At 60.7% G+C, this 13,163-nt stretch carries 13 protein-coding genes; 6 read left to right on the top strand and 7 right to left on the bottom strand.

The window, feature by feature from the left end:
• Window positions 1-71 precede the first annotated feature (71 nt).
• The 5 genes from rng to mreB all read right to left on the bottom strand — a co-directional run bounded on the left by rng (window position 72) and on the right by mreB (window position 5,025).
• On the bottom strand, window positions 72-1,529 hold the full coding sequence (gene rng, locus AOA62_RS07970) for a ribonuclease G (RefSeq protein WP_010213134.1): 1,458 nt from the start codon (window positions 1,527-1,529) through the stop codon (window positions 72-74).
• A gap of 71 nt (window positions 1,530-1,600) precedes the next feature.
• Window positions 1,601-2,197 carry a nucleoside triphosphate pyrophosphatase gene (locus AOA62_RS07965; RefSeq protein ID WP_017138249.1) on the bottom strand — a complete coding sequence of 199 codons (597 nt, stop codon included), beginning with the start codon at window positions 2,195-2,197 and terminating at the stop codon, window positions 1,601-1,603.
• A 51-nt stretch (window positions 2,198-2,248) separates the two neighbouring features.
• Window positions 2,249-2,737, bottom strand: coding sequence for a rod shape-determining protein MreD (gene mreD / locus AOA62_RS07960; RefSeq protein ID WP_017138250.1), 489 nt, complete (start codon window positions 2,735-2,737; stop codon window positions 2,249-2,251).
• Window positions 2,737-3,849, bottom strand: coding sequence for a rod shape-determining protein MreC (mreC, locus tag AOA62_RS07955; RefSeq protein ID WP_080593785.1), 1,113 nt, complete (start codon window positions 3,847-3,849; stop codon window positions 2,737-2,739). Before mreC ends, mreD begins: the two co-directional genes overlap by 1 nt.
• A 138-nt stretch (window positions 3,850-3,987) precedes the next feature.
• On the bottom strand, window positions 3,988-5,025 hold the full coding sequence (gene mreB / locus AOA62_RS07950) for a rod shape-determining protein MreB (RefSeq protein WP_002555108.1): 1,038 nt from the start codon (window positions 5,023-5,025) through the stop codon (window positions 3,988-3,990).
• A 210-nt stretch (window positions 5,026-5,235) separates the two neighbouring features.
• On the opposite strand from mreB, the gene gatC reads away from it, so the two are divergent.
• The 6 genes from gatC (at window position 5,236) to AOA62_RS07915 (ending at window position 10,430) form a co-directional block, all read left to right on the top strand.
• Window positions 5,236-5,523, top strand: a complete 288-nt coding sequence (gene gatC, locus AOA62_RS07945; RefSeq protein ID WP_003188556.1) for an Asp-tRNA(Asn)/Glu-tRNA(Gln) amidotransferase subunit GatC — start codon at window positions 5,236-5,238, stop codon at window positions 5,521-5,523.
• 16 nt (window positions 5,524-5,539) lie between these two features.
• The gene (gene gatA, locus AOA62_RS07940; protein WP_065911562.1) at window positions 5,540-6,991 is read left to right on the top strand and encodes an Asp-tRNA(Asn)/Glu-tRNA(Gln) amidotransferase subunit GatA; all 1,452 of its coding nucleotides are present in this window, start codon (window positions 5,540-5,542) and stop codon (window positions 6,989-6,991) included.
• Window positions 6,992-7,001: 10 nt separating this feature from the next.
• Window positions 7,002-8,447 carry an Asp-tRNA(Asn)/Glu-tRNA(Gln) amidotransferase subunit GatB gene (gene gatB, locus AOA62_RS07935; RefSeq protein WP_099548380.1) on the top strand — a complete coding sequence of 482 codons (1,446 nt, stop codon included), beginning with the start codon at window positions 7,002-7,004 and terminating at the stop codon, window positions 8,445-8,447.
• Window positions 8,448-8,578: 131 nt separating this feature from the next.
• Window positions 8,579-8,950 (top strand): septal ring lytic transglycosylase RlpA family protein, encoded by a 372-nt coding sequence (locus tag AOA62_RS07925; protein WP_026013786.1) that lies wholly within the window; start codon window positions 8,579-8,581, stop codon window positions 8,948-8,950.
• A 56-nt stretch (window positions 8,951-9,006) separates the two neighbouring features.
• Window positions 9,007-10,053, top strand: a complete 1,047-nt coding sequence (locus AOA62_RS07920; RefSeq protein ID WP_032865800.1) for a calcium/sodium antiporter — start codon at window positions 9,007-9,009, stop codon at window positions 10,051-10,053.
• Window positions 10,050-10,430: a carboxymuconolactone decarboxylase family protein gene (locus AOA62_RS07915; RefSeq protein WP_017138256.1), complete on the top strand. Its 381-nt coding sequence runs from the start codon at window positions 10,050-10,052 to the stop codon at window positions 10,428-10,430. The genes AOA62_RS07920 and AOA62_RS07915 overlap by 4 nt, the downstream gene beginning before the upstream one ends.
• 112 nt (window positions 10,431-10,542) lie before the next feature.
• Here the strand turns inward: AOA62_RS07915 and AOA62_RS07910 are convergent, their stop codons facing one another.
• Together AOA62_RS07910 and garD are read right to left on the bottom strand one after the other, a co-directional pair.
• Window positions 10,543-11,484 carry an AEC family transporter gene (locus AOA62_RS07910; protein WP_017138257.1) on the bottom strand — a complete coding sequence of 314 codons (942 nt, stop codon included), beginning with the start codon at window positions 11,482-11,484 and terminating at the stop codon, window positions 10,543-10,545.
• A gap of 125 nt (window positions 11,485-11,609) precedes the next feature.
• The gene (gene garD / locus AOA62_RS07905; RefSeq protein ID WP_017138258.1) at window positions 11,610-13,163 is read right to left on the bottom strand and encodes a galactarate dehydratase; all 1,554 of its coding nucleotides are present in this window, start codon (window positions 13,161-13,163) and stop codon (window positions 11,610-11,612) included.

The raw sequence follows: 13,163 nt of genomic DNA, 5'->3' as shown, positions 1-13,163 counted from the left end.
GCGACCCTCAAGGCAGTTAGCGGACGGCAGATCAATGCCTGCCGGTCTCGAATAAAGAAAGCGATTGGGGATCAGAGCAGCACCACGTCGTATTGTTCCTGGGAATACATGGTTTCGACCTGGAAACGAATGGTGCGCCCGATAAAACCCTCAAGCTCAGCAACGTTACCGGACTCTTCATCCAGCAATCGGTCGACCACTTTCTGGTTGGCAAGCACTCTATAGCCTTCCGCCTGGTAGGCACGTGCCTCCCGTAAGATTTCGCGGAAAATCTCGTAGCAAACCGTTTCCGGGGTCTTCAACTTTCCACGCCCCTGGCAACTGCTGCACGGCTCGCACAGCACTTGCTCAAGGCTTTCGCGGGTGCGCTTGCGGGTCATCTGCACAAGACCAAGCTCGGTGATCCCGATAATGTTGGTCTTGGCGTGGTCACGCTCCAGTTGCTTCTCCAGGGTGCGCAGCACTTGGCGCTGGTGCTCTTCGTCTTCCATGTCGATGAAGTCGATAATGATGATGCCGCCCAGGTTGCGCAGGCGCAGTTGACGGGCAATCGCGGTGGCCGCTTCGAGGTTGGTCTTGAAGATGGTTTCTTCGAGGTTGCGATGGCCCACGAACGCGCCGGTGTTGACATCGATGGTGGTCATGGCTTCGGCCGGATCGACCACCAGATAGCCGCCGGACTTGAGCGGCACTTTGCGCTCCAGGGCTTTCTGGATTTCATCTTCGACGCCATACAGGTCGAAGATCGGCCGCTCGCCAGGATAATGCTCCAGGCGGTCGGCAATTTCCGGCATCAGCTCGGCCACGAATTGCGTAGTGCGCTGGAAGGTTTCCCGCGAGTCGATGCGAATTTTCTCGATCTTTGGGCTGACCAGGTCACGCAAAGTACGCAACGCTAGACCGAGGTCTTCATAGATGACGCTCGGCGCACCAATGGTTTTGATCTGTGCGCCGATCTGATCCCACAGCCTGCGCAGGTAGCGGATGTCCATAAGGATTTCGTCAGCACCGGCGCCTTCAGCGGCGGTGCGCAGGATAAACCCGCCGGCTTCCTTGATGCCTTCGGCCGCTACGCAGTCGCTGACCACCTTTTTCAGGCGCTCGCGCTCGGCTTCGTCTTCAATCTTGAGGGAAATACCCACATGCGCGGTACGCGGCATGTACACCAGATAGCGCGAGGGGATCGACAGTTGCGTCGTCAGCCGCGCGCCTTTTGAACCGATCGGATCCTTGGTGACTTGCACCACCAGGCTCTGCCCTTCGTGCACCAGGGCGCTGATGCTTTCTACCGCCGGGCCTTCACGCAGGGAAATTTCCGAGGCGTGGATAAACGCGGCACGGTCCAGGCCGATGTCGACGAAAGCCGCCTGCATGCCCGGTAATACGCGCACCACCTTGCCTTTATAGATATTGCCGACAATACCGCGCTTCTGGGTGCGCTCGACGTGCACTTCCTGCAGAACACCGTTTTCTACCACCGCCACGCGCGATTCCATCGGCGTGATATTGATCAGAATCTCTTCACTCATGGCTGGGTCTCGTTCAGGCGTTTTCACAATAGTGACCGATCGCTTAAGGCTTGGCGCGCAAATAAAGGCGTTCAGCGCGCGGTAAGGTTTTGCCAACAGGGTATGCCGAATTGGCCGAGCAGTTGCGCGGTTTCGCACACCGGCAGGCCGACCACAGCGGAATAGCTGCCATTGAGCCCGGCGACAAACACCGAACCCAGCCCCTGGATAGCATAGCCGCCGGCCTTGTCCGCAGGTTCGCCACTGTGCCAGTAGGATGTAGCTTCCTGGACAGAAATAGCGCGAAAACGTACACGACTGCTTACACAACGCGTTTCGCAACGATGGCCGTCGGTGAGGGCAATGGCAGTGAGCACTTCATGTTCACGACCTGAAAGCGCCATCAGCATCGCCAAGGCATCGGCTTGGTCCACGGGCTTGCCAAGGATCTGGCCATCCACGATCACCGCCGTGTCCGCACCCAGCACACAGGCCTGCACACTTTGTTCAAGCGCAGCAAAACCCGCCTCGGCCTTGCCGCGCGCAAGGCGCTCGACGTAGGCAACGGCGGGTTCATTAGTAAGAGGGGTTTCATCAATGGCGGCGCTGACCACGGTGAAAGGCACACCGATCTGGGTCAACAGTTCACGCCGCCTCGGTGAGCCCGAGGCCAGGTAAAGCGAATTCATTGCAGACTCTCCCTGTAGAGTTTGATAACCAGGCAGAGCCTCGCAATCCATTCAATTGATTTTATAGCGACGACGTAACCCACGCAGGCCGAAACTGACCCAAGGCCACAGCAGCGCACTGACCAACGCTGGCAACACCAGCGCCAAGGTCGGTTGGCGGTTGCCGGTCAAGGCACTGAGCCACAGTTGCACCAACTGCGCCAGGCCGAAGATCACCAGGATCACCAGGCACTGTTGCCACATCGGGAACATGCGCAAACGCTGCTGCAACGACAGCACCAGGAAAGTAATCAGCGTGAGGATCAATGCGTTCTGACCCAGCAAAGTGCCATAGAGCACGTCTTCCGCCAAGCCCAGGCACATCGCCGTGACCATCCCGACTTTATGCGGCAGGGTCAGCGACCAGAACGCGAGCAACAACGCGAGCCAGAGCGGTCGCAGGATCTCCATGAATTGCGGCAGCGGCGAGACGCTGAGCAATAAGCCGATGGCGAAGGTCAGCCAGACGATCCAACCATTGCGTGAATGAGTACCGGCCATTATTCCTCCCTCTGCCGCGTGGTTGCCGGGGCAGCGGCCGCTGGTCGAGCGGCTGGTGTGGCGGCAGGCGTCGACGCAGGCGGTTTGGTTGCGGCGGGTTTCGCCGGGCGGGCGTTGTGGGTGGCAGGTTTAACGGGCGTCGCCACCGGTGCTGCCGGAGTTGCCACCGGTGCAGGCGGCCCAACAAATGCGGGCTTGGGCACCGTTGCGGGAACGATCGGCGTTATACCGTTCTGCTTGTCTTCCGCTTCCTGGGCCTGGGCGGCGTCGTTGGCGCGCTCTTCCGGAGTGCGATTGTCGCTGAATACCAGCAACAGATAGCGGCTGCGGTTCAAGGCAGCGGTTGGCACGGCACGCACGATAGCGAAAGGCTGGCCGGAATCGTGGATCACTTCCTTGACCGTCGCCACCGGGTAACCCGCCGGGAAGCGCTGACCCAAACCGGAGCTGACCAGCAGGTCGCCTTCCTTGATATCGGCGGTGTCGGCAACGTGACGCAACTCCAGACGCTCCGGGTTGCCGGTGCCGCTGGCAATCGCCCGCAGGCCGTTACGGTTGACCTGTACCGGAATGCTGTGGGTGGTGTCCGTCAGCAACAATACCCGTGAGGTGTAGGGCATAAGCTCCACCACCTGGCCCATCAGGCCACGGGCATCAAGCACCGGCTGGCCCAGCACGACACCGTCGCGCTCACCCTTGTTGATGATGATGCGGTGGGTAAAGGGATTTGGGTCCATGCCGATCAACTCGGCCACTTCGACCTTCTCGTTGACCAGTGCCGAAGAATTGAGCAACTCGCGCAGCCGAACGTTCTGCTCGGTGAGGGCCGCGAGCTTTTGCATGCGCCCCTGCAGCAGCAGGTTTTCAGTCTTGAGTTTTTCGTTCTCGGCGACCAGCTCGGTGCGGCTGCCGAATTGGCTGGCCACGCCTTGGTAGAGACGTTGCGGCAGGTCGGTGATCCAGTAAGTCTGCATCAACACCAGCGACATCTGGCTGCGCACGGGCTTGAGCAGTGCAAAGCGGGCATCGACCACCATCAGCGCGACCGAAAGCACGACCAGCACCAATAAGCGCACGCCCAATGAGGGGCCTTTGGCGAAAAGCGGTTTAATAAGCCGCTCCTCCCAGGCAAATGTTCTCTTTATTCATACGGCATCAAACCGGCCTGGATGCAGATTGAAGAAGATAAACGCCAACAGGCAGCACTGCAAAGTGCTGCCTGCGGGCGAAGCATGGTGCAACCAACGATCTTATTCGCTGGAGAGCAGGTCCATGGTGTGTTTATCCATCATTTCCAGTGCACGACCACCGCCACGGGCAACGCAGGTCAGCGGGTCTTCGGCGACGATCACCGGCAGGCCGGTTTCCTGGGCCAGCAGCTTGTCGAGGTCGCGCAGCAAGGCGCCACCACCGGTCAGCACCAGGCCACGCTCGGCGATATCGGAAGCCAGTTCCGGCGGCGATTGCTCCAGGGCGCTTTTCACAGCCTGAACGATGGTGGCCAGGGACTCTTGCAGAGCTTCCAGCACTTCATTGGAGTTCAGGGTGAAGGCACGTGGAACGCCTTCGGCCAGGTTGCGACCACGAACGTCGACTTCGCGAACTTCGCCGCCCGGGTAAGCGGTGCCGATTTCCTGCTTGATGCGCTCAGCAGTGGACTCACCGATCAGGCTGCCGTAGTTACGGCGTACATACGTGATGATCGCTTCGTCGAAACGGTCGCCGCCTACACGCACGGATTCGGCATACACCACACCGTTCAGGGAAATCAGGGCGATCTCGGTAGTACCACCACCGATATCCACCACCATCGAACCGCGCGCTTCCTCAACCGGCAGGCCGGCGCCGATTGCGGCAGCCATAGGCTCTTCGATCAGGAACACTTCACGGGCACCGGCACCAAGGGCCGATTCACGGATGGCACGACGCTCCACCTGGGTGGACTTGCACGGAACGCAGATCAGCACACGTGGGCTGGGCTGCAGAAAACTGTTTTCGTGAACTTTGTTGATGAAGTACTGCAGCATCTTTTCGCAGACGCTGAAGTCGGCGATCACGCCGTCTTTCATCGGACGAATGGCAGCAATATTGCCTGGTGTACGGCCGAGCATGCGCTTGGCCTCGGTGCCAACGGCAACGACACTTTTCTGATTACCATGGGTCCGAATGGCCACAACCGATGGCTCATTCAGAACGATACCGCGCTCGCGCACGTAAATAAGGGTGTTGGCAGTGCCCAGGTCAATGGAAAGATCGCTGGAAAACATGCCACGCAGTTTCTTGAACATGGGGAAAGGACCCTAGGCAACGCGTGGGTAAAAAAGTGCGGCAAACTCTAACAACGACAGGGATTTTGGGCAAGGCGCCAATGTGCTAAATTGGCCGACTTTCTGTGCACCAACCCCCACAATCGCGGCCTTATGACCGTAGAAATGCGGTAGTGTTCCGACAATCTAACACACGGATGCCCTCCGTTCTGTTTTCCACTGGAGAAACCCATGGCGCTTGAACGCTCCGACGTGGAAAAAATCGCGCATCTGGCCTCGCTTGGCCTTAATGACGCCGATCTTCCACAGACCACCGCAGCCCTGAACAGCATTCTCGGGCTGGTCGACCAAATGCAGGCCGTAAATACCGACGGCATCGAGCCCCTGGCTCACCCGCTGGAAGCCAGCCAGCGCCTGCGTGCAGACGTTGTGACCGAGCGAAATAATCGCGAGGCCTACCAGTCCATCGCGCCAGCGGTCGAAAACGGCCTGTACCTGGTTCCGAAAGTCATCGACTAAAGGGAAAGAGCCTTTCATGCATCACATGACTCTGGCCGAGATCGCCCGCGGTCTCGCCGACAAAAAGTTTTCTTCCGAAGAGCTGACCCAGACCCTGCTGGCGCGAATTGCCGCGTTGGATCCCAAGGTCAACAGCTTTATCAGCCTCACCGAGGAACTGGCCCTGAGCCAGGCCAAGGCCGCCGACGCACGTCGCGCCAACGGTGAAAACGGCGCACTGCTGGGCGCCCCGATCGCCCACAAAGACCTGTTCTGCACCCAGGGCATTCGCACCAGCTGCGGCTCGAAGATGCTCGACAACTTCAAGGCACCCTACGACGCCACCGTAGTGTCCAAGCTGGCAGCCGCCGGGGCCGTGACCCTGGGCAAGACCAACATGGACGAATTCGCCATGGGTTCGGCCAACGAGTCGAGCTACTACGGTGCGGTAAAAAACCCGTGGAACCTGGAGCACGTGCCCGGCGGTTCCTCCGGCGGCTCGGCTGCTGCTGTTGCCGCGCGTTTCCTGCCGGCGGCCACGGCCACCGACACCGGCGGCTCGATCCGCCAGCCCGCCGCTTTCACCAACCTCACTGGTTTGAAGCCGACCTACGGTCGCGTTTCCCGTTGGGGCATGATTGCCTATGCCTCCAGTCTCGATCAGGGCGGCCCGCTGGCACGCACGGCTGAAGACTGCGCAATATTGTTACAAGGTATGGCCGGGTTCGATAAACAGGACTCCACCAGCATCGATGAGCCGGTGCCGGACTACAGCGCCAGCCTTAATACCTCGCTTAAAGGCCTGCGTATCGGCGTGCCGAAAGAGTATTTCAGCGCCGGTCTCGACCCGCGTATCGCCGAACTGGTGCACAACAGCATTAAAGAGCTGGAAAAGCTCGGTGCCGTGATCAAGGAAATCAGCCTGCCGAACAACCAGCACGCGATTCCTGCGTACTACGTGATCGCGCCGGCAGAAGCCTCCTCGAACCTGTCGCGTTTCGACGGCGTGCGCTTCGGCTACCGCTGCGAAAACCCGAAAGACCTTACCGACCTGTACAAACGCTCCCGTGGCGAAGGCTTCGGCGCCGAAGTACAACGCCGGATCATGGTCGGTGCCTACGCACTTTCCGCCGGTTACTACGACGCGTACTACCTCAAGGCGCAAAAGATCCGTCGCCTGATCAAGAACGACTTCATGGCCGCCTTTGAAGAAGTCGACGTGATCCTCGGCCCGACCACGCCGAACCCGGCCTGGAAGATCGGCGCCAAGACCGGCGACCCGATCGCCGAGTACCTGGAAGACCTCTACACCATCACCGCCAACCTCGCGGGCTTGCCGGGCTTGTCCATGCCCGCAGGTTTCGTCGATGGCCTGCCGGTCGGCGTGCAATTGCTCGCCCCGTATTTCCAGGAAGGCCGCCTGCTCAATGTGGCGCACCAGTACCAGTTGAACACCGACTGGCACACTCGCACCCCTACCGGCTTCTGAGGAGAACACTATGCAATGGGAAGTTGTGATCGGGCTGGAGATTCATACCCAGCTCGCCACCCAATCGAAGATTTTCTCCGGTAGCGCCACCACGTTCGGCGCAGAACCCAACACCCAGGCCAGCCTGGTAGACCTGGGCATGCCCGGCGTACTGCCAGTGCTGAACGAGGAAGCGGTGCGCATGGCGGTTATGTTCGGCCTGGCGATTGACGCCGAGATCGGCCAGCACAACGTGTTCGCGCGCAAGAACTACTTCTACCCGGACCTGCCCAAGGGCTACCAGATCAGCCAGATGGAATTGCCGATCGTCGGCAAGGGCTACTTGGATATCCCGCTGGAAGACGGCACCATCAAGCGTGTCGGCGTGACCCGTGCGCACCTGGAAGAAGATGCCGGCAAGAGCCTGCATGAAGAATTCAACGGCGCTACCGGTATCGACTTGAACCGCGCCGGTACGCCGCTGCTGGAGATCGTTTCCGAGCCGGACATGCGCAGCGCCAAGGAAGCCGTGGCCTACGTCAAGACCATCCACGCGCTGGTGCGCTACTTGGGCATCTGCGACGGCAACATGGCCGAAGGTTCGCTGCGTTGCGACTGCAACGTGTCGGTGCGGCCAAAAGGCCAGGCCGAGTACGGCACACGCTGCGAGATCAAGAACGTCAACTCGTTCCGCTTCATCGAGAAGGCGATCAACACCGAAGTGCGTCGCCAGATCGAGCTGATCGAAGACGGCGGCAAGGTGATCCAGCAAACGCGCCTGTACGACCCGAACAAAGACGAAACCCGCGCCATGCGCAGCAAAGAGGAAGCCAACGACTACCGTTACTTCCCCGACCCGGACCTGTTGCCGGTGATCATTGAGGACTCGTTCCTTAATGACGTGCGTGCCACCCTGCCGGAACTGCCGCCGCAAAAACGCGAGCGTTTCCAGGAACAGTTCGGCCTGTCGGTCTACGATGCCAGCGTATTGGCCTCCAGCCGTGAGCAAGCCAACTACTTCGAAAAAGTCGTGAGCATTGCCGGTGACGCCAAGCTGGCGGCCAACTGGGTGATGGTTGAGCTGGGCAGCCTGTTGAACAAACAGGGCCTGGAGATCGACGAAGCCCCGGTGACCGCCGAGCAGTTGGGCGGCATGCTGCTGCGCATCAAAGACAACACTATCTCCGGCAAAATCGCCAAGACCGTGTTTGAAGCGATGGCCGCAGGCGAAGGCAGCGCCGACGACATCATCGAGAAGCGTGGCCTCAAGCAAGTCACCGACAGCGGCGCTATTTCGGCCGTGCTCGATGAGATGCTCGCCGCCAATGCCGAGCAAGTTGAACAATACCGTGCGGCAGACGAAGCCAAGCGCAGCAAGATGTTCGGCTTCTTTGTCGGCCAGGCGATGAAAGCCTCCAAAGGCAAAGCCAACCCGCAACAGGTGAACGAACTGCTCAAAAGCAAGCTCGAAGGCTGACACTTGATCGTTCCCACGCTCCGCGTGGGAACGCCTCACTGGACGCTCCGCGTCCGCTTTTGTGACGCGGAGCGTCACGGGCTGCATTCCCACGCAGAGCGTGGGAACGATCAATTGGGGGTTTGTTGAACATGAAGCGTCTACTCGGCCTCCTGGCCCTGTTCTCTCTGTTGGCCGGTTGCGCCAGCGGCCTCATCGACCCCAACGGCTACGACGAAACCGGCACCGCCTCCTATTACGGCGCCAAGCACCATGGCAATAGAACCGCCAGCGGTGAACCCTTCAACCAGAATGCCCTGACCGCCGCCCATCGGCGCCTGCCCTTCGGCACGCGGGTCAAGGTGACCAATCTCGACAACAACAGATCCGTCGTGCTGCGCATCAATGATCGCGGCCCGCACACCCGTGGCCGTCTGATCGATGTTTCCCGCAAAGCGGCTGAGCAACTCGGTATGCTGGGCAGCGGCACCGCACGGGTTCGCGTGCAAGCGCTGAGCAACTGACAGGAGCCTTGGCCATTTCCGTACTCACCGCCCTCTCGCCCTTCAGCCTGCTCGAATTGGTCAGCGGCCTGCTGCTGCTGATTCTCGGCGCCGAAATCCTGGTGCGCGCCGCCGTGCGCCTGGCGGCCAGCCTCAAGGTGCGGCCGCTGATCATCGGCTTGAGCATCGTTGCCTTCGGCAGCAGCGCGCCGCAAATGACCGTCAGCCTGCAAGCCACACTGGCCGGCAATACCGATATCGCCGTGGGCAGCGTGATCGGCAGCAGCATATTCAACATCCTCGTCACCCTGGGCCTGTCTGCGCTGATCATCCCGCTGCGGGTGTCGCGACAACTGGTGCGCCTGGACATCCCGGTGATGATTTGCGCCGCGCTGCTGGTGTTTACCCTGTCGGCCAATGAAACGTTGACGCCCGTTGACGGGCTGGTACTGCTCGCAGCGCTGGTGGCCTACCTGGGTGTGCTGCATTACCAGACCCGCCATTCCCGGCGCCCGCGCACGCTGGACACCGTGGCCAGAGCGCCGTGGTTGAGCAGCGTGTTGCTGATGCTCGGCGGGCTGCTGATTCTGGTGCTGGCCGGGCATTTGCTGCTGGGCGCGGCGGTGGACGTGGCGAGCGACCTGGGCCTGTCGGAGCGCATCGTCGGCCTGACCTTGATCGGCGTCGGCACTTCGTTGCCGTGCCTGGCCACTTCGCTGATTGCCGCCGTGCGCGGCGAGCGCGAGATTGCCGTGGGCAATGTGATCGGCAGCAGCCTGTTCAACCTGCTCGGTGTGCTGGGGTTTACCGCGTTGGTAGCGCCGTCACCGCTGTCGGTATCGCCCAACGCCCTCGATTTCGACTTGCCGGTAATGCTCGGCGTGGTGGCGCTGTGCCTGCCGGTGTTCTACACCGGTTACCGAGTCACCCGCGCCGAAGGCCTGGTCTTTCTGGGCCTGTACCTGGTGTACGCATTGCATGTGGTCTCGTTCACGTTCGGCATGCCCTTGGCTACCCGTCTTGAAAAACTGATGCTGTATTACGTCCTGCCGGCGCTGGTGGCGTTTCTGGTACTCAGCACGCTGCGAGCCTGGCGCCGCCAACACAAGAGGGAAGCGCAATGACCGATCAGAGAAAGCCCGGGGTTGAGATGCGTCGCCAGGTGATGGGCGACGTGTTCGTCGATCGCGCCCTGGGCAACGCCACCGAGTTCACCCAGCCACTGCAGGATTTTGTCAACGAACATGCCTGGGGCAGCGTGTGGAATCGCGAAGGCTTGCCCTTAAAGACCCGCAGCCTGATCACCCTCGCGGCCCTGACCGCACTCAAGTGCCCACAGGAACTCAAGGGCCACGTGCGCGGCGCACTGAACAATGGCTGCACGGTGGAAGAGATTCGCGAAGCGCTGCTGCATTGCGCGGTGTACGCGGGTGTGCCGGCGGCGATTGATGCGTTTCGGGCGGCGCAGGAAGTGATTGAGGCGTATCAGGCAGACCAGTAGTGACTGTTAGATCGCAATCGCAGGCAAGCCAGCTCCCACATTTGAACTGTGAATACATTCAAAATGTGGGAGCTGGCTTGCCTGCGATTGGCCCTCAAGCACACCACAAACCCTAGATCCACCCACCCGCCTGCAACACAAAAATCCCGATATTGGTGGTCACCGCCGCCATCAACGTGGTGATCACAATAATCGCCGCCGCCAACTCATGGTTGCCCTCAGCCGCCCTGGCCATGACAAAACTCGCCGCCGCCGTCGGCGCGCCGAAATACAGAAACAAAATCCCCAATTCCGGCCCACGAAAGCCCAGCAGCCACGCGCCCAACGTCGCGAATAGCGGCAGGCCGATCATCTTCACCAGGCTGGCACTCAAGGCCATGCTCCCGCTTTTGCGCAAGGCCGCCAACGACAAGGTGCCGCCGATGCAGATCAGCGCCAGCGGCAAGGTCATGTCCGCCAGATACTGCCCGGACGACTCCAGCCACCCCGGCAAGCCGATCTTGAAGATCGCGAACGGCGCGGCGACGATCACACTGATGATCAGCGGGTTGGCTATCACGCTTTTGAAAATGCTCCACGGGTCGGACTTGATCACCGGGCTGTACACCGCCAGCACAATGGTCGACAGCGTGTTGTAGAACAGGATCACCAGCGCCGCGAGAATCGCGCCAAGGGAGATGCCGTAGTCGCCGTACATGCTGGCCGCCAGCGCCAGGCCGATCACGCCGTTATTGCCGCGAAACGCGCCCTGGGCATAAATGCCACGGTCTTCACGCGGGCAGCGAAAGATCGCCCAGCCCCAGGCCAGGGCAAAGCTCAGCAGCGTGGCAACGGCAAAGTAGATCAACAAACCGGGTTTGAGCGCCGAATGCAGGTCGGCGTGGAGGATGCCGAGAAACAGCAGCGCCGGCATGGTGACGTTGAACACCAGCGACGATGCAACGTGGATGAAGTTGTCGTTGATCCAGTTGATGCGCTTGAGCAGCACCCCCAAAAACAGCATGGCAAACACCGGCGCGGTGATGGTCAGGGTGGTGAGGAAGATAGCCAGCATGCCGGGGAGAACCTTGGTGGGTGTCGTCAGGTGGCTAATGATAAGCCATGCAGCCCGGTTCGTCTGGGCAACCCCGAGCAAATGTGGGAGCTGGCTTGCCTGCTCCCACAGGTTTCGACTCGGTCTCAGGTAATGGGTGCAGGGTTGAACAGGGTGATGTCGTTATGCAGTTTATGCCGCTGCGCCCACGTCTGTTTCTTGCCGCTGGCCACATCCAGGTAGAAGTGGAACAGCTCCCAGCCCAGCTCCTCGATGGTCGCACGCCCGGTGGCGATACGCCCGGCGTCGATATCGATCAAGTCCGGCCAGCGCTGCGCCAGTTCCGTGCGCGTTGAGACCTTCACCACCGGCGCCATCGCCAGCCCGTAAGGCGTGCCACGCCCGGTGGTGAACACATGCAGGTTCATCCCGGCCGCCAGTTGCAAGGTGCCACAGACAAAGTCGCTGGCCGGCGTGGCGCAAAAGATCAGGCCCTTGCCCTTGAACCGCTCACCCGGGCCAAGCACGCCATTGATCGCGCTGCTGCCGGATTTGACGATGGAGCCCAGGGACTTCTCGACAATGTTCGACAACCCGCCCTTCTTGTTACCCGGCGTGGTGTTGGCGCTGCGATCCGCCTCACCCTTGGCCAGGTAACGGTCGTACCAGTCCATTTCCCTGACAAGTTCCTGGGCAACTTCCTTGCTCTCGGCGCGCGACGTCAGCAGGTAGATGGCGTCGCGCACTTCGGTGACTTCGGAAAACATCACCGTCGCCCCGGCTCGCAACAGCAAATCCGAGGCATAACCCAACGCCGGGTTGGCGGTGATGCCGGAAAACGCATCACTGCCGCCGCATTGCATGCCCAGGATCAGCTCGGACGCCGGCACGGTTTCCCGGCGACGCTGGTCGAGTTTCTTCAAGCGGGTTTCGGCCAGTGCCATGATCTGCTCGATCATTTCGGTAAACCCGTGGCTGGAGTCCTGCAAGCGGTACAGCCAAGGCTCACTGAGGTCGACAGAACTGTCGTTGTCGTGCATCACCTGCCCGGCCTGCAGCTTTTCGCAGCCCAGGCTGATCACCAGCGCTTCGCCGCCCAGGTTCGGGTTGCGTGCCAGGTTGCGCACGGTGCGGATCGGGATGTAGGCATCGGTCGCGGTGATGGCCACGCCACAGCCATAGCTGTGGGTCAGCGCCACCACGTCGTCAACGTGCGGGTACTTGGGCAGCAACTCGTCCTTGATGCGCTTGACCGCATGGTCCAGCACACCAGTGACGCATTGCACCGTGGTGGTGATGCCGAGGATATTGCGCGTGCCCACGGTGCCGTCGGCGTTGCGGTAGCCCTCAAACGTGAAGCCTTCCAACGGCGCCTGCGTTGCTGGCACCTCGGTCGACAGCGGCAAGCTGTCCAGCGGCGGCGCAGTCGGCATGCGCAATTGGTCTTCCTGTACCCAACTGCCACGCGGAATCGGCGCCAGCGCATAGCCGATGGTCTGGCCGTAGCGAATAATCTCACCGCCTTCGGGGATATCTTCCAGGGTCACCTTGTGGCTCTGTGGAATGAAATCCACGGTGACCAGGCCGTCCGGAAACTCGGTGCCGGCCGGCACGCCCTGGTCGTTCACCACGATCACCACATTGTCGCGCGCGTGCAAACGAATCGAGCGCGGCGAGTCGGCATGTTCAATCAACTGCAT

Origin of the sequence: Pseudomonas sp. 2995-3, assembly GCF_002742565.1 — a bacterium.
GTDB lineage: Bacteria > Pseudomonadota > Gammaproteobacteria > Pseudomonadales > Pseudomonadaceae > Aquipseudomonas > Aquipseudomonas edaphica.
Note: the sequence above shows the minus strand (reverse complement) of the source record. Positions and strands in the feature narration are given on the sequence as shown.